The organism is Nocardioides sp. 1609 (assembly GCF_004522105.1).
Taxonomy (GTDB): Bacteria; Actinomycetota; Actinomycetes; order Propionibacteriales; family Nocardioidaceae; genus Nocardioides.
Genome location: NZ_SPUJ01000001.1, coordinates 656,920 through 676,122, shown reverse-complemented (window position 1 = coordinate 676,122; position 19,203 = coordinate 656,920). Strand labels below are relative to the sequence as shown.

Sequence of the window (19,203 nt, the reverse complement as noted above, 5' to 3'; positions counted from 1 at the left end):
CAGCCAGCCTGCCGCAGGCTCGGTCCATGACCGAGACCCAGGGTGTGCCCGACCTCGCGACGATGGACGGCTACCAGCAGCTCCAGGCGATCTTCGACTCCGAGCTGCCGCCCCCGCCGATCAGCGAGACGGTGGGCATGAGCGGCTTCGAGCTCGAGCGGGGTGCGGTCGCCGTCCACCTCGACGTCGACCCGGCGCGGCACTACAACCCCATCGGCACGGTCCACGGCGGCGTCCTCTCGACCCTGCTCGACACGGCCGCGGGCTGCTCGGTGCACTCGACGCTCGCGGTGGGGGAGGCCTACACCTCGCTCGACCTGACGGTGAAGTTCCTGCGTCCGGTCACCGGGGCGTCCGGCCGGCTGCGCTGCACCGGTCGGGTGATCCAGCGCGGACGACGCACAGCGCTCGCCGAGGCGCAGCTCTTCGACGGCGCCGGCAAGCTGGTCGCGCACGCGACGTCGTCCTGCATGATCTTCGCCTGACCCGCCGCCCCGGCGCACCCGCTCCCACGCCGGGTCAGCCCTGGCACACCTCGCACCAGTACACCGTGCGCGCCGCCATCTCCTCGCGCTGCACGGGGGTGCCGCACCGCCGGCACGGCAGCCCCGCCCGGCCGTAGACGTAGTGCGCGTCGGTGCGTCGCGGGCGCCCGTGCGGTCGAGCGCGGTCGTCGGGATCGGTCGTGACGATGCGTCCGGCCCGGACGCCGGCACCCATCAGCACCACGAGGTCGTCCCACATCGTCGTCCACTCGGCGACGTCGAGGTCGCGGCCGGGACGACGCGGGTCGACGCCGTGGCGGTACAGCACCTCGGCGCGGTAGACGTTGCCGATCCCGGAGACCACCGACTGGTCCATCAGCAGCGCTCCGACGGCCCGCCGGGACCGGGCGATCCGGGCGATGGCGAGCGACGGGTCGGCGTCGGGTCGCAGGGGGTCGGGTCCCAGGCAGGCGAGCAGGAGGTCGCGCTCGGCGTCGGCCAGCAGCTCGCAGGCGGTCGGTCCGCGCAGGTCCACCCACGCGGGCCTCGCCCCGTCGCCGACCAGCCGCAGCCGCAGGGCGCCCCGGGGGTCGGGCGGGTCGCCGTACCCGTCTCGACAGCGGCCGAACAGCCCGAGGTGGACGTGCAACCACGGCTCGGCGTCGCCGGACGGGTCGCCGTCGTGGCGATCGGCGTAGCGGTGGAAGAGGTGCTTGCCCCACGCGTCGGTCTCGACCAGCCGCCGACCGTCCAGGCGCGCGGCTCCTCCGGCGAAGCGGCCCTGCGGGCTCGAGGCCGACACGGTGCGACCGACGAGCAACGTGCGGTGGCGGCGGGCGAGACGGTGGATCGAGTGGCCTTCGGGCACGAGACGCGACGCTACGGCGCGCGCCGCGTGCGGGTGCACACCCGCGCGGCGCACATCGCCGACGTCAGGTCCGGTCGAGGACGTCGGGGGCCAGCGTCAGGGCGCCGACCGCCAGTCCGGCCAGGCTCACGGCCAGCAGCAGCAGGCACCACACGAGCGCGGGGATGCGCGTCAGCCGGGCGAGCTGGTCGGGGTCGGAGGTGCGGCTGCGGCGGCGTCCGGCGGTGATCAGCTCGAGGACCGGCCGCGGCGCGGCGAGGAGCAGGAGCCAGGCGACCAGGTACGCGGCCACCGACTGGGTCTCCGGTCCGGCGTACCAGGTGAGCAGGCCGACGCCGACGCCCGCGACGACGAGGACGGCCACGCCGTAGGCGTTGCGGACCCAGACGAGCAGGCCCAGCAGGAGCAGCAGGAGGAGCCACAGCATCGCGACGCCCCGGCCCGCGGCCAGCAGCAGCGCCGCGCCGACCCCCACCGCGGCGGGCGCGAGGTAGCCCGCCGCCACGGTCGCGACCATCCCGGGCCCGGTCGGGCGACCGCGCGAGACCGTGACGCCGGAGGTGTCGGCGTGCAGCCGGATGCCCTGGAGCCGGCGGCCGACCAGGACGGCGACGACCGCGTGACCGGCCTCGTGGACCACCGTGACCCCGAGCCGCACGTGCGGCCAGGTCGCGGGCAGCAGCACCAGGGCCAGCGCCACGACACCGGTCAGGAGCACGAGGCCGGGGTCGGGCACCGGTTGCACGGCCGACGCGCGGTCCCAGATCTCCATCCGGCCAGTGTGGCGGGCGTCCGGTCAGGCCTCGGTGAGGAGGGGCAGGACGCGGTAGGGCACCTGGGTCGCGAGCGCCATCACCGTCGAGGCGCGCTGGACGCCGTCCACGGCGACCACCCGGTCGATGACCCGTTGGAGGTCGGAGTTCGACCGCGAGACCACGCGGCACCAGAGGTCGCCGACGCCGGTGATCGTGTAGGCCTCCAGCACCTCGGGGATGGAGGCGAGGTGCCGCGCGACCGCCTCGTGGCCGGCCGACTGGCTGATCTCGAGGGTGAGGAAGGCCGTCACCGGGAAGCCGAGTGCCTCCGGCGAGAGGTCCGGGCCCCAGCCCGTGACGACCCCCGAGGCGACGAGCCGGTCGAGGCGGGCCTGCACGGTGCCGCGCGCCACGCCGAGACGGCGCGACGCCTCGAGGACGCCGACCCGCGGCTCGGCGGCGAACAGGTTGATCAGGGTGCGGTCGAGATCGTCCACGGGCGGGCCTCCGGCTGGTCAGGTTGTCCAACGTGCTGGCGCACTGTTGCACAGATTGTCGAAACCCGTGACCCTGGAGCGCATGACGTTGACCCCGGACGAGCTCAAGGCAGACCTCACCCTCGACCAGCTCAAGGAGCTCGTGGGGCTCGTGGAGTACGACGCGAGCCGCGACCCCTTCCCGGTGACCGCGATGGACGCCGTCTGCTTCGTCGTCGGCAACGCCACCCAGACCGCGACCTTCTACCAGCTCGCGCTCGGGATGGAGCTCGAGGCCTACCGCGGTCCCGAGACCGGCGCGCGTGACTCGAAGTCCTACGTGCTGCGCAGCGGCAGCGCCCGGTTCGTCTTCACCGGCGGCGTGCTGCCCGACAGCCCGCTCCACGACCACCACCGCAAGCACGGCGACGGCGTCGTCGACCTCGCGCTCGAGGTGCCCGACGTCGACAAGTGCATCGACCACGCTCGCGCGGTCGGGGCGAACGTCCTCGTCGAGCCGCACGACGTCACCGACGAGCACGGCACGGTGCGGATCGCCGCCATCGCGACGTACGGCGAGACCCGGCACACCCTGGTCGACCGCAGCCGCTACTCCGGGCCCTACCTGCCCGGCTACGAGTCGCGCGCCACGACCGTGACGCGCCAGCAGGGCCACCCCAAGCGGCTGTTCCAGGCCGTCGACCACTGTGTCGGCAACGTCGAGCTCGGCCGGATGGACGAGTGGGTGACGTTCTACAACAAGGTCATGGGCTTCACGAACATGGCCGAGTTCATCGGCGACGACATTGCCACCGACTACTCGGCCCTGATGAGCAAGGTCGTCGCGAGCGGCAACCACCGGGTGAAGTTCCCGCTCAACGAGCCCGCGGTGGCGAAGAAGAAGTCGCAGATCGACGAGTACCTCGAGTTCTACGACGGCGCCGGCTGCCAGCACATCGCGCTGGCGACCAACGACATCCTGCGCAGCGTCGACATCCTGCGCGCCAACGGCATCGAGTTCCTCGACACGCCCGACTCCTACTACGACGACCCCGAGCTGCGCGCCCGGATCGGCGAGGTGCGGGTGCCGATCGAGGAGCTGAAGAAGCGCAAGATCCTCGTCGACCGCGACGAGGACGGCTACCTGCTCCAGATCTTCACCAAGCCGATGGGCGACCGGCCGACGGTCTTCTACGAGTTCATCGAGCGGCACGGCTCCCTCGGCTTCGGCAAGGGCAACTTCAAGGCGCTCTTCGAGGCCATCGAGCGCGAGCAGGACCGGCGCGGCAACCTCTGAGCGACCCGACGCGTGGGTGTGACGCCGGCCGGTCCGGTGTCACACCCCCGTGCTGTCCGGGACCTGGGTCGTCCCGCGGCCTCGCCGTGGCACGACCTGCGTCGTGCGGGACCTGCGTCGTGCGGGACCTGCGTCGTGCGGGATCCGCGTCGTGCGGGACCTGCGTCGTGATGGACTCGCGACGTCGGGGACCCCGTTCGGCCGCCGGTGCTCTCTAGGGTGCTGAGATGAGCCACGCACTCGAACCCGAGACGATCTCGTCGATCTGGTGGCCGGACGAGCCGCGGCTCTCGCCGGACGGCCGACGGGTCGTGTGGACGGCGGCGCCCCTCGGTCGCGAGGGCGAGCACGCCGAGAGCAGCCTCTGGGTCGCCGACGTCGGCGGAGGCGAGGCCGGACGCCGCTGGACCCGCGGGTCCGAGGACTCCTGCCCGCAGTGGTCGCCCGACGGCACCCGGATCGCGTTCCTGTCCGACCGCGCCGAACGGGGCACGGCCGGGCTGCACGTGCTCGACGCCACCGGCGGGGAGTCCCGGCCCGTCGCGGTCCGCAAGCGCAGCATCGCGGGGTTCGCGTGGTCGCCGGACGGTGCCCGGCTCGCGTTCCTCGCGCCCGACGAGCCGACCCCGGACGACGAGCGCCGCGACGAGGAGCGTGACGACGCCGACGAGCACGGCGCGGGATGGCGCCACCACCGGCTCTGGGTGGTGCCGGCCGACGGCGGCGACCCGGTGCGGTCGTGGGCACCCGAGCGGCACCTGGTCGACCTCGCCTGGTCGCCGGACGGCCGCCGGATCGCGCTCCTGGTCCAGCGCAGCCCGCTGACCGAGCACCGGCTGGGCACCGACGTGTGGGTCTACGTCGTCGGGGCGGGCGACGGCGTGCGGCTCGCCGCGGCCCACTCTGGGAGCAGCATCGGCTGGTCGGGCGACGACACCGTCGTGTGGGCCGGCGACCACGAGCCGGTGCCGCAGTGCAGCGGGACCGCCTGGGCGGCCGCGGCCGACGGCGGCGCTCCCCGGGTCGTCGGCACGGAGGTCGACGAGGAGTGCTGCACGATCGGCGTCCACCACGCGCCCGACGGGACCGGCACCCTGGCGACGATCGCCGACGGCCTCGACACCCGTCTCGAGTGGCTGGACCCCGCGACCGGGGTGCGGCGGGTCGCCGAGACCGTCGGCGGCGAGGTGAGGGGCGTCGCGGTCGTCTCGACGTCCGCCGGCCCGGTCGTCGCGGTCGCGGCGCTCGACGGAGGGCTCGCGGGCCGCGTCCTGGCCGGTCGGCCCGGCGACCTGCGCACCGTCTCCGACCACCACCTCCAGGACGGCGGTGACGGTGTCGTGCTGGGCGTCGCGGAGGCCCTGGTCTGCACCGCGTCCGACGGCACCCGCCTCGACGCCGTCGTGATCCGCCCACCCGGTGGCGATAGCGGTGGCGGTGGCCCGTGGCCGACCGCCGTCCTCGTGCACGGCGGGCCCTACGGCCGGTCGGGGCGCTGGGCGCACGCCCATCCGCTCGACTGGGCCCAGCTCCTCGCCACCCGGGGCTACGCCGTGGTGATGCCCAACTACCGCGGCAGCCTCGGCCGCGGCAACGCCTTCGCGACGGCGGCCCGCGGCACGATGGGCAGCGTCGAGTGGGACGACGTGCTGACGACGGTCGATGCCGCCGTCGCGGCGGGGATCGCCGACCCCGACCGGCTCGGCATCGGCGGGTGGAGCCAGGGCGGGTTCCTCACCGCCTGGGCGGTCACCGCGACCGACCGGTTCAGGGTCGGCGTCATGGGCGCAGGCGTGAGCGACTGGGGCTGGATGGCCGCGACCAGCGACCTGCCCGACTTCGAGGCGGTGCTGGGCGGGAGCCGCCCCTGGGACGGACCCGGACCACACCGCGCGGCCCTCGGCTCGCCGCTCTCGTACGCCGCCCGTCGCACGACGCCGTTGTTGATCCTGCACGGCAAGGAGGACCTGCGGGTGCCCTACAGCCAGGCGGTCGCCCTGCACCGGGCACTCGTCGACCAGCCGGCGCCGCTCGCCCTGGTCGGCTATCCCCGCGAGCCGCACGCCGTCCAGGAGCGGGCCCACCAGGTGGACCTGCAGCGGCGCGTGGTCGAGTGGTTCGACCGGCACGTGAGGGGCCTCACCTCTTAGGTAAGGCTTGCCTGCGTTAGAGTCTGCGTCCGTGACCACCGGACCGGCCCTGCGCGGCGACGACCTCGTCCTCGGCTACCAGCGTCACGTGGTCGTCCACGGGGTCTCGGTCGAGCTGGCTCCCGGGCAGGTCACCGTCCTGCTCGGGCCCAACGGCAGCGGCAAGTCGACCCTGCTGCGCGCGCTGGCCCGGCTGCACGGCGTCACCTCCGGGAACGTCACCCTCGACGGGGAGGACGCCGCCCCGCTGAACGCCAAGGCGTTCGCCCGCCGCGTCACCCTGCTGTCGCAGTCGCGGCCCCAGCCGTCGGGCCTCGACGTCCGCGACGTCGTCGCCTTCGGGCGGCACCCGCACCGCGGGCGGCTCGCTCCGCTGGGCGCGGCCGACCGGGCCGCGATCGACCGGGCGCTGGACATCACCGGCACCGCCGTCATGGCCGGGCGTCCGGTCGACGCCCTCTCGGGCGGCGAGCTGCAGCGGGTCTGGCTGGCGTCCTGCCTGGCGCAGGAGACCGGAGTCCTGCTCCTCGACGAGCCGACCAACCACCTCGACCTGCGCTACCAGGTCGAGATCCTCGACCTCGTCCGCGACCTCGCCGACGAGCACGGGACGGCGCTCGGCGTCGTCCTCCACGACCTCGACCAGGCGGCCTCGGTGGCCGACCGGGTCGTGCTGCTGCAGGACGGCCGCGTCCGTTCCTCCGGCACCCCCGAGGAGGTGCTCGACGCCGAGGTCCTCTCCGACGTCTACGGGCTGCCTCTCAGGACGCGTCGCGACCCCGACACCGGGCTCGTCCGCGTCGAACCACTCACCCGAAGGAAGCCCAGAAGATGACCCAGGCCATGACCCAGGCGACGCCCCGCCCGACCGCCCGCTCCCGCGGCCCCCTCCTCGGAGCCACCGTGGCCCTCGTCCTGGCCGGCACCCTCGCCGCCTGCGGCACCACCGAGGAGCCCGCCGAGGACGCCGCCGAGCCGGCCGCCGTCGAGACGGAGGAGTGCGGCGACGACGTCGCCACCTCCACCGGCCCGGTGAGCCTCACCGACTCCTTCGACAGGACCGTCGAGCTCGACCAGCCGGCCGCCCGTGTCGCGGTCCTCGAGTGGCAGCAGATCGAGGACGTGCTCTCGCTGTGCCTGACCCCGGTCGCGGTGGCCGACGCCGAGGGCTACGGCACCTGGGACACCGCCGAGGAGCTCCCGGACGGCGTCGAGGACGTCGGCGTCCGCGGCGAGCCGAACCTCGACGCCCTCTTCCGCACCGACCCCGACCTGGTGATCATCGAGGCCTACACGGCGGACGACGCGATCATCAAGCAGCTCGAGAAGTACGACGTCCCGGTGCTCGCCACCAAGGGCGCCGACGGCGCCGACCCGATCGCCCAGATGAAGGCCACCTTCAACCTGATCGCCGAGGCCACCGGCCGCGAGGAGCGCGCCGGCGAGGTGCTCGACGAGTTCGACGCCCACCTCGAGGAGGCCAAGGCGACCGTGGCCGACGCCGGCGTCACCACCACCGACTTCGTCTACTTCGACGGCTACGTCGACGGCGGCAACGTGACCCTGCGCCCCTTCGGCCAGGGCTCCTACGTCGGCGAGCTCGGCGAGGAGCTCGGCCTCACCAACGCCTGGACCGGCGAGGTCGACCCCGCCTACGGGCTCGGTCAGACCGACATCGAGGGGATGACCGCCGCCGGCGACGCGTCCCTGTTCTACACCGGCACCGTCGACCCCGCGGGCGACGTGTTCGCCGAGCTCGAGAAGAACCCCGTCTGGGCGACCCTGCCCGCCGTCGAGGACGGCCGGGTGAGTGCGTTCCCCGAGGGGATCTGGACCTTCGGCGGCCCGCGGTCGGGCATGCAGGTCGTCGACGCCTACGTCGACCTGGTCACCGACTGACCCGGATCCCCGACGACCCGGATCCCTGACGACCCGGATCCCTGACGACCCGGATCCCTGACGACCCGGATCTGCCACGACCCGGATCCCCGACGACCCGCATCCCCGACGAAACGGACCACGATGGTCGACACCGCCGCCTCGACCCGCACGACGGACGACCCCGCCGCACCCGGACCGCTCGGCACCCGCCGGGCGGTCGGGGCGACGGCGGTGCTGGTCGGGCTGACCGCGACGCTGGTCGTGCTCGCGGGGTGGCACCTCACCCAGGGCACGTCACGGGTCGGCATCGGGGACCTCCTCGACCTGCTGCCCGGTCGCGAGGGACAGGACGCCGCGCGCGACGTGCTGGTCGGATCCCGGCTGCCACGGCTGGCGGCGGGTCTGGCCGTCGGCTTCGCGCTCGGGGTCGCCGGGGCGCTGTTCCAGTCGGTCGCGCGCAACGCGCTCGCCTCGCCCGACACGCTCGCCGTCACCGCGGGCGCCTACCTCGCCGTCACCGTGGTCTCGGCGTTCGGGCTCAGCCTCCCGCTCTGGGCCTCCGGCGCCACGGCCTTCGTCGGCGGGCTCGCGGCCGCCGCCCTCGTGATGGGGCTCGCCGGCGGGCTCGGCACGTCGACCACGCGCCTCGTGCTGGCCGGCTCGGCGGTCGCGCTCGCCCTGAGCGCGGCGACCGCCATGCTCCTCATCCTCTTCGACGAGGAGACGACCGGGCTGTTCGCGTGGGGGAGCGGGTCGCTGAACCAGCTCGGCCTCCGCGCCTTCCAGCAGGCCGGGCCGCTCATCGCGCTGGCCACCGTGGGCGCCGTCCTGCTCGCGCGCCGGCTCGACCTGCTCGGTCTCGGCGACGAGGCCGCCTCGGTGCTCGGCGTGCCGGTGCGCAGCACCCGCTTCGTCGGGGTCGTGGTCGCCGTCCTGCTGACCGCCTCCGCCGTGACCCTCGCCGGACCGATCGGGTTCGTCGGGCTCGCGGCCCCCGCCATCGTCCGGCTCCTCGGCGTCCTCGTGCCCGGGCTGCTCCGGCACGTCGTGCTGCTCCCGGCGGCAGGACTCATGGGTGCCGTCGTGGTCGTCGGGGCCGACGCGACGGTCCGGGCGGTGATCGGTCCGGAGAAGGCGCTCGCGGTCCCGACGGGCGTCGCCACGACGCTCCTCGGCGCCGTGGTGCTGGTCCTCCTCGCGCGCCGACTGCGCGACTCCGGCCCCACCCGGCAGCCGGCCGGCACCGGGATGGGCAGCCGCACCCGCCGTCGCTTCCTGGTCACGGTGACGGTGACGGGCGCCGCGACGCTCGGCGTCGTCGTCCTCGGCCTGCTCGCGGGCTACACCTGGCTGAAGGTCGGCGACCTGGCGCTGTGGTTCGGCGGGGACGCGCCCGCGTTCGTCAGCTTCGCCCTCGACGAGCGTGCTCCCCGGGTCGCGGCCGCCGTCCTCGCCGGGGGTGGGCTCGCGCTCGCCGGCACCCTGGTCCAGGCGACGTGCCGCAACCCGCTCGCCGAGCCCGGCATCCTCGGCATCACCGGCGGCGCCGGCGTCGGCGCCGTCCTGGTCGTGACCTCCGACCACAACAGCAACACCGCGATGCTCCTCGCCGCGACGGCGGGTGCCCTGGTCACCTTCGGGCTCGTCTACGCCCTGGCGTGGCGGCACGGGCTCGACTCCGACCGCCTCGTCCTCGTCGGCATCGGCGTCTCCGCGGGCGCCACCGCGCTGACCACCTACCTGCTGGTGCGCTCCAGCCCCTTCGACACCCCGCGCGTGTTCACCTGGCTGAGCGGGACGACGTACGGCCGCAGCTGGTCGCAGGTCGTGCCGGTGCTCGTCGTCCTGCTGGTCGTGCTGCCGCTGGCCTGGCTGCTGCGGCGCGAGCTCGACCTGCTCGCCCTCGACGAGGACACCCCGCGCCTGGCCGGGCTGTCGCTGGAGCGCACGCGCCTCGTCGTCCTCGGCGTCTCGGCCCTGCTCTCGGCGGCCTGCGTCTCGGCCGTCGGCGTCGTCGGGTTCGTGGGACTGGTAGCGCCGCACGCCGCCCGGGCGCTGGTGGGGGGCCGGCACGCGCGGGTGCTGCCGGTCGCGGTGATGCTGGGCGCGGTCCTGCTGGGGCTGGCCGACGCGCTCGGGCGCACCGTGATCGCCCCGGCGCAGGTCCCGGCCGGCCTGGTCGTCGCCCTCCTCGGTGCGCCGTACTTCGTCTACCTGCTGGCCCGTTCGCGCGCCTGAGGAGCCTCACCCATCCGATCGAGCGGCGGCGGCGAACCACTCCCGACCGGGGCCGGGCCAGCATGGGGCCGGTTCGGCCCCGGTCACGGCCCGGGTGGTGTGAGGATGCAGCCATGACGACGCACGTCGCCTTCCTGCGGGCGATCAACCTGGGCGCGACCCGGAAGTTCCCGAAGGAGGCCATCGTCGCCGCCACCGGGACGGCCGGCTTCGACGACGTCGCGACGCACATCAACACCGGCAACGTCCGGTTCTCGACCAGGATGCGGTCCCGGGCCAGGATCGAGGACGCCCTCGAACGGGCCTACCTGGCCGACCGCGGGTTCGAGGTCCCGACGGTCGTCTACCGGACCGACGAGCTGCGGGACGTCGTGACCGACGCCGACGGATTCGGCCACGACGCCAAGCACTACGTCTGGCTGCTCAAGGAGGCGCCGACCGCCGCGCTCCGGGAGCGGCTCGAGGCCCTGTCGACCGCCGACGAGCGGGTCGGGCTGTCCGAGCGGGCGGTGCACCTGATGCTCGCGGGCGGCTACCTCGACGCCCGGCTCCTCCGGCCGATCGAGAAGTCGATCGGTGTCGCGACCAACCGCAACGTCACGGTGCTGCGGGCTCTGGTGCGGAAGTGGTGCTGACCCGCGGCAGGCGGCGCACGGCGGGGGAGAGCAGCATCAGCAGGCAGGTGACGACGTACACGGCGCCGCTGACCATCAGCACGTGGTCGGAGCCGAACGCGATCGCGAGCGGACCGACGGCGACCTGGCCGATCGGCATCGCGATGAACGAGCCGAGCATGTCGTAGGAGTAGACCCGCGAGAGCATCTCGTCGGGCACGTTCTCCTGCATGGCGAGGTTCCACCCCATGCTGAACACCTCGGTGCCGGCCCCGGCCACGAAGGCGACGACGACCAGCAGGAGCAGCGTCGGGTGGGCGCCGAAGACGAAGATCGGGACGCCGAGCAGGGAGACGCCGAGCGTCCCCCACAGCAGCGGTCGCTGCAGCGGCACCCGCAGCATCACCAGGGTCATCGCCAGCAGGCCGACCGCCTCCGCCGAGAGCACCAGGCCCCAGCCCTCCTCGCCGATCGTCTCCTTCGCGTGCAGCGGGCCGAGGGTGAACCAGGGACCGGCGTGGATCGCGTTGAGGACGCCGAAGGCCAGGACGACGACCCACAGCCACTGCGTGGAGCGGACGTAGGTCCAGCCCTCGCGCAGCTCGCTCCAGGTGCTGGCGCCGGTCTCCCTGCGCTCGCGGGCCGGCAGGTCGACGAAGCCGAGCAGGACCGCGCTCACCAGCCACGTGACCGCGTCGAGCGCCAGTCCCCAGCCGGCCCCCACCCCGACCACGAGCAGCGCGCTGACGGTCGGTCCGACGATGACCAGGCCGGAGCGGACCAGCGACATCAGCGCGTTGGCCTGCTGCAGCTCCGCGCGCGGCACCAACGACGGCATGATGCCGGCCATCGCGGGCAGGCCGGCGGCGGAGACGACGCCGTGCACGGCGCTCAGCGCGATCAGCATCCAGAGCTCGGCGGTGCCGGTGATGACGAGGAACGCGATCGCGCCCTGGCTCGCGGCGGACGTCAGGTTGGAGACCTGCAGCACCAGCGTGCGCGGCAGCCGGTCGGCGAGCACGCCGCCCCAGAGCAGCAGCACGACCATCGGCACCGTGTGCGCCGCCAGGACCAGGCCGAGCGCGGCCGGGTCGTCGTCGGTGACCTCGAGGACGGCGAACGCGAGCGCCACCGAGGCCATCGAGCTGCCCAGGGTGTTGGCGAACCGGGAGGCGAAGTAGAAGCGGAAGTTGCGTCCCCGCAGCGGCGCCATCGAGTCGGCCCAGGTCACGACGACACCTCGTCGTCCCGCTCGTCGTCGCCCGGCCCGTCGTCGCCCGGGGACCGGGTCATCTCGAAGGCCATCGCGGTGAGGCTGACGTGCAGCGTGCCGGCGGTGCGCGGGGGGCGGTTGGCGTCGTGCAGGAGCATCGAGGCCTCCTCGACCAGGGCGAGCGCCCTGGTCCAGGTGGCCTCGTCGACCCAGCCCTCCAGGTCGTTCATCTGCTGCGGACGCTGCGAGCGCCGCTCGAGCACCCGCCGCTCGATCTCCTGGCCGACGGCCCGGACGTACAGGACGCGGTCCTCGGGTCGGGGATCACCGGGCCGAGGGTGCTTGCCGCGCCGCTCGTGCGGGTAGCGGTAACGCTTGGCCACGCCGCCGCGGATCTTCTCCTCGCCGGCGACGACCAGCTCGTCGGCGTCCACCAGCTGGCGCAGGTGGTACGACGCGTTCGCGTGGGTGAGGCCGAGCTCGCGCGCCACCTCGGCCGCGCTCATCGGGGTGCCGGTCAGCAGCGACAGGATCCGCAGCCGCACCGGGTGCGCCACCGCCCGCAGCGCACTCACGTCGGCCCGGCCGTCGTCCTCGCCCATCTCACTCCCCAATGATCGTTGGAGAGTCATCGTGCCGAAGGCTCGCGGTGACTGTCAAGGGGTTCTTGGGGGGTCGGTGGGCGGCTGCGCTGCACGTCACCGACGCGGGACACCGCCGAGCCCGGGTTGGGCCGACCCGGACGGGGGGAGGGTCTCGACCGTGTCGCAGCCACCACGCACGCCCGAGGTCCCGGCAGTCCCGCGGTCACGTCGTCCGGAGGGCGCCGTCAAGGTCGTCGTCGCGGTGGTCGTCGGGGTCGTCCTGGTCTGCGGCGGCCTGGCCGTCATCGTGGTGCGGGGCGTCATCGACTTCGGCACGGCCATCGACGAGGGGCTGCAGCCGGACCGGCCCGCGACCGCCCTCGTGGTCCAGGAGGGCGACGCGTTCGCGTTCGAGGAGTTCGAGTTCGACGAGGGGTGGGCACTCTCCGGCCGGACGGTCTCCGCCGACACCCCGGACCGGCGGGCGGTCCGTGGTCTCAGGGTCTCCAACACCGGGGGCGTCAGCGGCTCCGGTGTCGTCACCACCCCCAACATCCTCCTCACGCTCGAGGACGACGGCGAGGTCGTGGCGGAGATCGGGTGCACGGTGCCCGACAGCCTGGCGCCGGGCGACAGTGCCGCCCCGACCTGCGCCGTCACCCGCGGCGGGCTACCGCAGGGCTACGACCGCCTCACGGTCCACGAGGACTTCTTCAAGGACGGCGCCTGACCGGGGGCGACGGTGCCCGGACCCCGCCTACTCGCCGCGGAACGCCGGCCGCCGCCGCTCGGAGAACGCCCGCATCCCCTCGGCGACGTCGGCGGTGCGCATGAGGAGGGTCTGGCCGCTGCGCTCGCGGTCGAGGGCGGCGTCGAGGTGGGCCAGGGTGGCGGCGTTGATCGCGCGCTTCGTGGCGGCCTGCGCGAGCGGTGCGCCCGCGGCCAGGCGACGCACGAGCGTGGCGACCACGTCGTCGTACTCCGCCGACGACGCGACGTGGGTGATCAGGCCGGCGTCGTGGGCCTCCTGCGCGGAGAGCGGCTCGCCCAGCAGGCCCATCCGCATCGCGCGGGCCCGCCCGACCGCCGCGGCCACCGTCGCCGACGCGCCGCCGTCGACCATGAAGCCGATCCGCGCGAACGGCAGCAGGAACGCCGCGCTGTCGCGGGCCACGATCACGTCGCACGCCAGCGCCAGCGAGCACGAGACGCCGGCAGCGATCCCGTTCACCGCGGCGAGCACGGGGGTGTCGCTGGCCACGATGCCGCGCACCATCCGGGCTGCCACGTCCATCGCGTCGGCGCCGAAGCGCTCGTGCGCCTGCTCGCCGCCGATGTCGGCGCCGGTCGAGAACGCGTCACCGGCGCCGGTCAGGACGACGACCCGGACGTCGTCGCGCGCGTTCACGCCCTCGAGCGCCTCGGCGAGGGCGAGCGACATCTCGCCGGTGAGGGCGTTGAGGACGTCGGGACGGTTCAGCGTCAGGCGCAGGACGGAGTCGGTCAGGTCGACGTCGAGGTCGGGCATGGCGGCGAGTGTGCCACCATGAACTCGTGTCCGCCGCTAGTCCTGTCGAGGTCGACCCGGGGCTCGAGACCACTCCGGAACACGACGACATCACCGTCCTGGCCACCCCGTGGGTGACCATCGTGTGGAACGACCCGGTCAACCTGATGTCCTACGTCACCTACGTCTTCCAGAAGCACTTCGGCTACGGCAAGAAGAAGGCCGAGAAGCTGATGATGGAGGTCCACGAGGACGGCCGGTCCGTGGTCAGCACGGGCACCCGCGAGGAGATGGAGCGCGACGTCCAGGCCATGCACGAGTACGGCCTGTGGGCCACGCTCTCGAAGGCCGAGTGAGCAGCCGATGAGCACGGGCTTCACACGTCACCGCCGCAGCGGCCGGGTGATCGCGGCCTTCACCGGCTTCGAGGCCGACCTGCTGCGCTCCCTCACCGGCCAGCTCGTCGAGCTGCTGCGCAACGAGTCCGCCGTCGTCGACGACGAGCGCGACCCGTTCGAGGCGCTGATGGACTTCTCCGGCCCGACGTCGGAGCCCGAGGACCCGGTCCTGCTGCGGCTCTTCCCGACGGCCTACGCCGACGACGACGAGGCGGCCTCGGAGTTCCGCCGCTTCACCGAGGGCGGCCTGCGCGACGGCAAGGCGCGCGCGGCGTCCCTGGTGATCGACACCCTCGAGGAGGCCGGCCTGCCGCCGATGCTCGAGGAGGACGGGCTGATGATCGACGTCGAGCTCGACCCGCCCGCCGCCGAGACGTGGTTGCGCTCCTTCACCGACGTCCGCCTCGCCCTCGCGACTCGGCTCGGCATCGAGGACGGCGACGAGGAGTACTGGTACGACCTCCCCGACGAGGACCCCCGCGCCCAGGCGCACGACATCTACGAGTGGGTCGGCTACCTGCAGGAGACCCTCGTGCAGGCGCTCACCCACCGGTCGGGACCCCGCTGAGGTCTCGACGACGGCGGACGCCGGTGCGACGATCTGGCGCGTGAAGACGCTCCGTCCCGCCGTCCTGGCCGCGCTCGCCCTGGTCCTGGCCGCGCTCGCCGCCTGCGGTGGCTCCGAGGAGCCCGACGACGCCGACGACGCCGACGAGCCGGCCCCGGCGGCCGCCTCCAGCGACGACCCGCCGGTCGAGCCGGCCGAGCCGGGCACCGGCTCCGACGAGCCGCCGTTCCCGCTCCTCGAGGGCGAACCGTGCCGGGCCGAGGTCACCCTCACCGGCGCCGTCGAGGCGTCGTGGGAGTCGGAGGGCGCCGTGGCCCTCGGCGGGAAGGTCGCGCCGACGACGTACGAGTCGGCCGACGGCCGGCGCGTCGTCACCGTGTACGCCGCGGGCAGCGGCTTCGAGGAGGCGAGCGTCGTCCTGGCCGACGGCGCCGAGCGGTTCGGCACCCTCGGCGGTGCCGCCGGTCTCGACGTCGACCCCGGGGGCGCCGGCGCCGACGTCGACACCGACGTGGTGACCCTGGTCGACGACACCGAGACGGTGCACGTCACCGCCTCGTTCAGCTGCTGACCGCCCCGCCCGGGCCGGGTGTCAGGGCTTGACGGCGAGCACCGGGCAGTCGGCGTCGAGGATGACCCGCTGCGCGACGCTGCCCATGATGAGCTTGCCGACCGGGGTCCGCTTCCGGATCCCGACGACGATCAGCCGGGCGCCGGTCTCGCGCGCGGCGTCCAGGACGGCGTCCGCGACGTCGGCGACGACGTCGTGCCGGATCTCCACCTCGAGGCCCTGCGCCTCGAGCCCGGCGGTGAGGGTGCGGATCTCCTCGTCCGGGGCGAACCGGGAGTCGACGAGCTTCTGGCCGGTCGAGGCGTTGACCACGACGAGCCGCTCACCCCTCGCGAGGGCCTCGCGGGCGCCGTGCTCGACGGCCGCATGGCCGAACTGGTCGGCGCTGTAACCCACGACGACGGTCATCGGGGCACCTCCTGCTTCTCGATGTCGGACGGTTCGGAGGGGTCCGAGGGCTCGGACCCGGTCGGGGCGGCGGTGGCCGGCGGCTTGCGGAGGCCGGTGAGGACCATCAGGAGCAGCAGCACGACCATCAGGGCGTAGACCACGATGGCCACCGGCTCGCTCCACAGGGTGCTCACGTCACCCTGCGAGATGGTCAGGGCGGTGGTGACCTGCTCCTCCAGCTCCGGGCCGAGGATCACCCCGATGATGAGCGGCAGCACGGGCAGGGCGAAGCGGCGCATCGTCAGGCCGAGCAGCCCGAAGGCCAGCAGCAGCCCGAGGTCGAAGGCCTCGAAGTTGACGCTGTAGGCGCCGAGCGAGGCGAAGAACAGGATGCCGGCGTACAGGTAGGGACGCGGGATCTGGAGCAGCTTGGCCCAGATCGGCGCCATCGGCAGGTTGATCACCAGCAGCAGCGCGTTCGCCACGAACAGGCTCGCGATCAGGGTCCACACCAGCTCGGGCTCCGCGTCGAACAGCTGGGGACCGGGCTGGAGCCCGTAGCCCCGCAGTGCCAGCAGCATCACCGCGGCGGTCGCCGTCGTCGGCAGCCCGATCGCGAGCAGGGCGGTCAGGGTGCCGGCGGCCGAGGCGTTGTTGGCGGCCTCCGGACCGGCGACCCCCTCGATCGCGCCCTTGCCGAACTCCTCCGGGTGCTTCGAGAGCTTCCGCTCGGTGATGTAGGAGAGGAACGTCGGCGTCTCCGCGCCGCCCGCCGGGACCGCGCCGAGCGGGTAGCCGAGGGCGGTGCCGCGCAGCCAGGGCTTCCACGACCGGCCCCAGTCGGCCTTGCTCATCCAGGGCCGGCCGACCGGGATGACCTCGAGCGGCTTGCGCCGCAGGTGGGCCGCGACCCACAGGGCCTCGCCGATCGCGAAGATCGCGACCGCGACGACGACGACGTCGATCCCGTCGGCGAGCAGCGGCTGGCCGAAGGTCAGGCGCGCCTGGCCGGTCGCCGTGCCGACGATCGCGATCGTCAGGCCTAGGAAGAGCGAGATGAAGCCGCGCAGCTTGGAGGCGCCGAGCACGGCGGTGACCATGAAGAGGGCCAGCAGCATGATCGCGAAGTACGACGGGGCGCCGAGCTTGACGACGACGTCGGCGACGGTGGGGGCCAGGAGGGCGAGCAGCGCGGTGCCGATCGTCCCGGCCACGAAGGAGCCGATCGCCGCGGTGGCGAGGGCCTGCGCCGCCCGCCCCCGCTTGGCCATCTTGTTGCCCTCGATGGCGGTGACGACCGAGGAGGACTCACCTGGTGTGTTGAGCAGGATCGAGGTCGTCGAGCCGCCGTACATGCCGCCGTAGTAGATGCCGGCGAACATGATGATCGCGCTGTCGACGCCGACGCTGTAGGTCACCGGCAGGAGCATCGCGACGGTCATCGCGGGCCCGATCCCGGGGAGCACGCCGACCGACGTGCCGAGCAGCACGCCGATCACGGCGAACAGGAGGTTGGTCGGCGTCAGCGCCGACTGGAAGCCTTCGAGCAGCAGCTCCATCAGAGCACCCCGTCCAGGATGCCGGCGGGGATCGGGATGCCGAGTCCGGAGTAGAAGCCGTACCAGGTGCCGACCGAGAGGGCGGTGCCGATCGCGAGGTCCCGCACGTGGGTGCGGCTGCCGAGGACCCCGGCCCCGCCGGCGAAGAGCAGCGCCCCGGTGATCGCCCAGCCGAGCCAGTCGATGAGCAGGATGTTGAGCACGAAGACCACGACGAGCAGGGCCACGGTGCGCCAGTCGGCGCCCCCGGTGAGGTCGACGTCCTCGCCGTCCTCGGCCTCCGGGACGTCGCCGCGCGCGGTGGCGACGGCGAGCAGCACCCCGAGCAGGGTCAGCACCGCGCCGACGACGTACGGGACGGCGTAGGGCTGCACGGGCTGGTCGGCGAAGCCGTCCTCGAGCGTGGCGGCGTCGACGAGCACGGAGGCCCCGACGACGACCAGGAACGCCGCGAGGCCGTACTGCGCCTTGTCGACGACGCGGGTCGGGGTCCCGACCGCGGTGGGTACGGTGGTGGTCATGCGATTCCCAGCTCCTTGAGGGTGTCCTCGACGCGGGCGTCCTGCTCCTCCAGGAACGCGGCGAACTCGTCGCCGGTCGCGAAGTTGTCGGACCAGCCGTTGCGGGCGAGCGCGTCCTGCCACTCGTCGGTGGCGTGCAGCTCGGTGAAGAGGTCGGTGAGGTAGGCGCGCTGCTCCTCGGAGATGTCCGGGGGCGCCAGCACGCCGCGCCAGTTGGTGAAGACCATGTCGATCCCCTCCTCGGTGAGGGTGGGCGCGTCCACGGTCTCGAGACGCTCGGCGCCCGACACCGCCAGCACCCGCAGCGAGCCGTCGGCGATCTGGCCCTCGAACTCGCCGAGGCCGGAGGTGCCGACGTCGATCTTCTCCCCGAGCAGCGCGGTGGTGAGCGGGCCGCCGCCGTCGTACGGGACGTAGGTGACCTCGCGCGGGTCGATCCCGAGCTCGGCCGCGAGCTGGTGGGGGAAGAGGTGGTCGGGCCCGCCGGGTGAGGAGCCGCCGCCGACGACGACGCTCCCGGGGTCGGCCCGCCACGCCTCGACCAGGTCGCCGACGTCCTGGAACGGCGAGTCGGCCGGCACCAGGATGCCCTCCTGCTCCTCGACGACGCGCGCGATCGGCGTCATGTCGGAGACCCGCGCGTCGGACTTGTTGGTGTAGACCGCGCCGACGACACCGAGGCCCATCGTCATGACCAGGTCGTCGGCCCCGGCCGAGTTGGCCAGCCGCTGCATCGCGACGGTGCCGCTGGCGCCGAGGACGTTGGTGATCTCGAACCGGCCGGTGAGGTCGTTGTCCTCGAGCGCCTTCGCGGCGGCCCGACCGGTCAGGTCGTAGCCGCCGCCGGGGCTGTTCGGGATCATCATCTGGAGGCGGCGGTTCGAGGGATCGTCGGAGCCGCGGGTGACCCCGCAGCCGGCGAGGGCGGTCACGGCGCAGAGCGCGGCGACGACGGCGACGAGCGGCCGCGCCCGGCGCGGGCGGGCCCGGCGCGGGGGCGGGTGGTGGTGTGATGTGGACGACACGTGGACGAGCATGGAGCCGCGGTGTGGCGCTCGTCACCCTTGCGGTGGCAAAGGAGGTTGTGGTCGTTGTGGTCACGCGCCCGAGGGGCTTCGGCCCGCGGGG

General features: G+C 73.6%; 21 protein-coding genes. 11 read left to right on the top strand and 10 right to left on the bottom strand.

Translation table 11 applies throughout. The annotated features are described in order from the left end of the window. Nucleotides 1–26 precede the first annotated feature (26 nt). A complete protein-coding gene (locus tag E4623_RS03135; protein WP_134765025.1) occupies nt 27–485 on the top strand; it encodes a PaaI family thioesterase in 459 nt (152 codons plus the stop codon). A gap of 34 nt (nt 486–519) precedes the next feature. Here the strand turns inward: E4623_RS03135 and E4623_RS03130 are convergent, their stop codons facing one another. The 3 genes from E4623_RS03130 to E4623_RS03120 all read right to left on the bottom strand — a co-directional run bounded on the left by E4623_RS03130 (nt 520) and on the right by E4623_RS03120 (nt 2,605). Continuing rightward, nucleotides 520–1,353 carry a DNA-formamidopyrimidine glycosylase family protein gene (locus tag E4623_RS03130; protein ID WP_134765024.1) on the bottom strand — a complete coding sequence of 278 codons (834 nt, stop codon included), beginning with the start codon at nt 1,351–1,353 and terminating at the stop codon, nt 520–522. A gap of 64 nt (nt 1,354–1,417) precedes the next feature. After that, complete coding sequence (locus tag E4623_RS03125) at nt 1,418–2,125, bottom strand: M50 family metallopeptidase (RefSeq protein ID WP_134765023.1); 708 nt, start codon at nt 2,123–2,125, stop codon at nt 1,418–1,420. A gap of 24 nt (nt 2,126–2,149) precedes the next feature. Beyond that, nucleotides 2,150–2,605, bottom strand: a complete 456-nt coding sequence (locus tag E4623_RS03120; RefSeq protein ID WP_134765022.1) for an Lrp/AsnC family transcriptional regulator — start codon at nt 2,603–2,605, stop codon at nt 2,150–2,152. Nucleotides 2,606–2,687: 82 nt separating this feature from the next. Here E4623_RS03120 and hppD point away from each other — a divergent pair, with 82 nt between their 5' ends. The 6 genes from hppD (at nt 2,688) to E4623_RS03090 (ending at nt 10,785) form a co-directional block, all read left to right on the top strand. Continuing rightward, nucleotides 2,688–3,881, top strand: coding sequence for a 4-hydroxyphenylpyruvate dioxygenase (hppD, locus tag E4623_RS03115; protein WP_134765021.1), 1,194 nt, complete (start codon nt 2,688–2,690; stop codon nt 3,879–3,881). Nucleotides 3,882–4,108: 227 nt separating this feature from the next. After that, a complete protein-coding gene (locus E4623_RS03110; RefSeq protein ID WP_134765020.1) occupies nt 4,109–6,031 on the top strand; it encodes a prolyl oligopeptidase family serine peptidase in 1,923 nt (640 codons plus the stop codon). A 31-nt stretch (nt 6,032–6,062) separates the two neighbouring features. Then, the gene (locus E4623_RS03105; RefSeq protein WP_134765019.1) at nt 6,063–6,866 is read left to right on the top strand and encodes an ABC transporter ATP-binding protein; all 804 of its coding nucleotides are present in this window, start codon (nt 6,063–6,065) and stop codon (nt 6,864–6,866) included. Next, on the top strand, nt 6,863–7,930 hold the full coding sequence (locus E4623_RS03100; RefSeq protein WP_245154817.1) for an iron-siderophore ABC transporter substrate-binding protein: 1,068 nt from the start codon (nt 6,863–6,865) through the stop codon (nt 7,928–7,930). The genes E4623_RS03105 and E4623_RS03100 overlap by 4 nt, the downstream gene beginning before the upstream one ends. A gap of 123 nt (nt 7,931–8,053) precedes the next feature. Next, complete coding sequence (locus E4623_RS03095) at nt 8,054–10,150, top strand: iron ABC transporter permease (protein ID WP_134765018.1); 2,097 nt, start codon at nt 8,054–8,056, stop codon at nt 10,148–10,150. A gap of 113 nt (nt 10,151–10,263) precedes the next feature. After that, nucleotides 10,264–10,785, top strand: a complete 522-nt coding sequence (locus E4623_RS03090; protein ID WP_134765017.1) for a DUF1697 domain-containing protein — start codon at nt 10,264–10,266, stop codon at nt 10,783–10,785. On the opposite strand, the gene E4623_RS03085 is transcribed toward E4623_RS03090, so the two are convergent. Together E4623_RS03085 and E4623_RS03080 are read right to left on the bottom strand one after the other, a co-directional pair. Then, nucleotides 10,748–11,995, bottom strand: coding sequence for an MFS transporter (locus E4623_RS03085; RefSeq protein ID WP_245154815.1), 1,248 nt, complete (start codon nt 11,993–11,995; stop codon nt 10,748–10,750). The genes E4623_RS03090 and E4623_RS03085 overlap by 38 nt on opposite strands. Further along, nucleotides 11,992–12,579 (bottom strand): helix-turn-helix domain-containing protein, encoded by a 588-nt coding sequence (locus E4623_RS03080; protein WP_134765016.1) that lies wholly within the window; start codon nt 12,577–12,579, stop codon nt 11,992–11,994. Before E4623_RS03080 ends, E4623_RS03085 begins: the two co-directional genes overlap by 4 nt. Nucleotides 12,580–12,739: 160 nt before the next feature. On the opposite strand from E4623_RS03080, the gene E4623_RS03075 reads away from it, so the two are divergent. Then, entirely contained in the window at nt 12,740–13,291 is a 552-nt protein-coding gene (locus E4623_RS03075) for a hypothetical protein (protein WP_134765015.1), read from the top strand. A gap of 27 nt (nt 13,292–13,318) precedes the next feature. Here the strand turns inward: E4623_RS03075 and E4623_RS03070 are convergent, their stop codons facing one another. Continuing rightward, entirely contained in the window at nt 13,319–14,089 is a 771-nt protein-coding gene (locus tag E4623_RS03070) for an enoyl-CoA hydratase-related protein (protein ID WP_134765014.1), read from the bottom strand. A 26-nt stretch (nt 14,090–14,115) separates the two neighbouring features. On the opposite strand from E4623_RS03070, the gene clpS reads away from it, so the two are divergent. Genes clpS through E4623_RS03055 form a run of 3 tightly spaced genes read left to right on the top strand, consistent with a single transcriptional unit; the run spans nt 14,116 to nt 15,605 of the window. Next, nucleotides 14,116–14,424, top strand: a complete 309-nt coding sequence (gene clpS / locus E4623_RS03065; RefSeq protein WP_134765013.1) for an ATP-dependent Clp protease adapter ClpS — start codon at nt 14,116–14,118, stop codon at nt 14,422–14,424. Nucleotides 14,425–14,431: 7 nt separating this feature from the next. Further along, nucleotides 14,432–15,034 (top strand): DUF2017 domain-containing protein, encoded by a 603-nt coding sequence (locus tag E4623_RS03060; RefSeq protein WP_134765012.1) that lies wholly within the window; start codon nt 14,432–14,434, stop codon nt 15,032–15,034. A 40-nt stretch (nt 15,035–15,074) separates the two neighbouring features. Continuing rightward, entirely contained in the window at nt 15,075–15,605 is a 531-nt protein-coding gene (locus E4623_RS03055) for a hypothetical protein (RefSeq protein ID WP_134765011.1), read from the top strand. 21 nt (nt 15,606–15,626) lie between these two features. Here the strand turns inward: E4623_RS03055 and E4623_RS03050 are convergent, their stop codons facing one another. Genes E4623_RS03050 through E4623_RS03035 form a run of 4 tightly spaced genes read right to left on the bottom strand, consistent with a single transcriptional unit; the run spans nt 15,627 to nt 19,100 of the window. Further along, on the bottom strand, nt 15,627–16,013 hold the full coding sequence (locus E4623_RS03050) for a universal stress protein (RefSeq protein WP_134765010.1): 387 nt from the start codon (nt 16,011–16,013) through the stop codon (nt 15,627–15,629). Next, complete coding sequence (locus E4623_RS03045; RefSeq protein WP_134765009.1) at nt 16,010–17,554, bottom strand: tripartite tricarboxylate transporter permease; 1,545 nt, start codon at nt 17,552–17,554, stop codon at nt 16,010–16,012. The genes E4623_RS03050 and E4623_RS03045 overlap by 4 nt, the downstream gene beginning before the upstream one ends. Beyond that, on the bottom strand, nt 17,554–18,075 hold the full coding sequence (locus E4623_RS03040) for a tripartite tricarboxylate transporter TctB family protein (RefSeq protein WP_134765008.1): 522 nt from the start codon (nt 18,073–18,075) through the stop codon (nt 17,554–17,556). Before E4623_RS03040 ends, E4623_RS03045 begins: the two co-directional genes overlap by 1 nt. Beyond that, a complete protein-coding gene (locus E4623_RS03035; RefSeq protein WP_245154814.1) occupies nt 18,072–19,100 on the bottom strand; it encodes a tripartite tricarboxylate transporter substrate-binding protein in 1,029 nt (342 codons plus the stop codon). The genes E4623_RS03040 and E4623_RS03035 overlap by 4 nt, the downstream gene beginning before the upstream one ends. Between the last annotated feature and the right edge of the window lie 103 nt (nt 19,101–19,203).

Coding starts and splice junctions, on each gene's coding strand:
- E4623_RS03135 (WP_134765025.1), top strand. CDS start 27: ATGACCGAGACCCAGGGTGTGCCCGACCTCGCGACGATGGACGGCTAC.
- E4623_RS03125 (WP_134765023.1), bottom strand. CDS start 2,125: ATGGAGATCTGGGACCGCGCGTCGGCCGTGCAACCGGTGCCCGACCCC.
- hppD (WP_134765021.1), top strand. CDS start 2,688: ATGACGTTGACCCCGGACGAGCTCAAGGCAGACCTCACCCTCGACCAG.
- E4623_RS03110 (WP_134765020.1), top strand. CDS start 4,109: ATGAGCCACGCACTCGAACCCGAGACGATCTCGTCGATCTGGTGGCCG.
- E4623_RS03100 (WP_245154817.1), top strand. CDS start 6,863: ATGACCCAGGCCATGACCCAGGCGACGCCCCGCCCGACCGCCCGCTCC.
- E4623_RS03095 (WP_134765018.1), top strand. CDS start 8,054: ATGGTCGACACCGCCGCCTCGACCCGCACGACGGACGACCCCGCCGCA.
- E4623_RS03090 (WP_134765017.1), top strand. CDS start 10,264: ATGACGACGCACGTCGCCTTCCTGCGGGCGATCAACCTGGGCGCGACC.
- E4623_RS03080 (WP_134765016.1), bottom strand. CDS start 12,579: ATGGGCGAGGACGACGGCCGGGCCGACGTGAGTGCGCTGCGGGCGGTG.
- E4623_RS03070 (WP_134765014.1), bottom strand. CDS start 14,089: ATGCCCGACCTCGACGTCGACCTGACCGACTCCGTCCTGCGCCTGACG.
- E4623_RS03060 (WP_134765012.1), top strand. CDS start 14,432: ATGAGCACGGGCTTCACACGTCACCGCCGCAGCGGCCGGGTGATCGCG.
- E4623_RS03050 (WP_134765010.1), bottom strand. CDS start 16,013: ATGACCGTCGTCGTGGGTTACAGCGCCGACCAGTTCGGCCATGCGGCC.
- E4623_RS03045 (WP_134765009.1), bottom strand. CDS start 17,554: ATGGAGCTGCTGCTCGAAGGCTTCCAGTCGGCGCTGACGCCGACCAAC.
- E4623_RS03040 (WP_134765008.1), bottom strand. CDS start 18,075: ATGACCACCACCGTACCCACCGCGGTCGGGACCCCGACCCGCGTCGTC.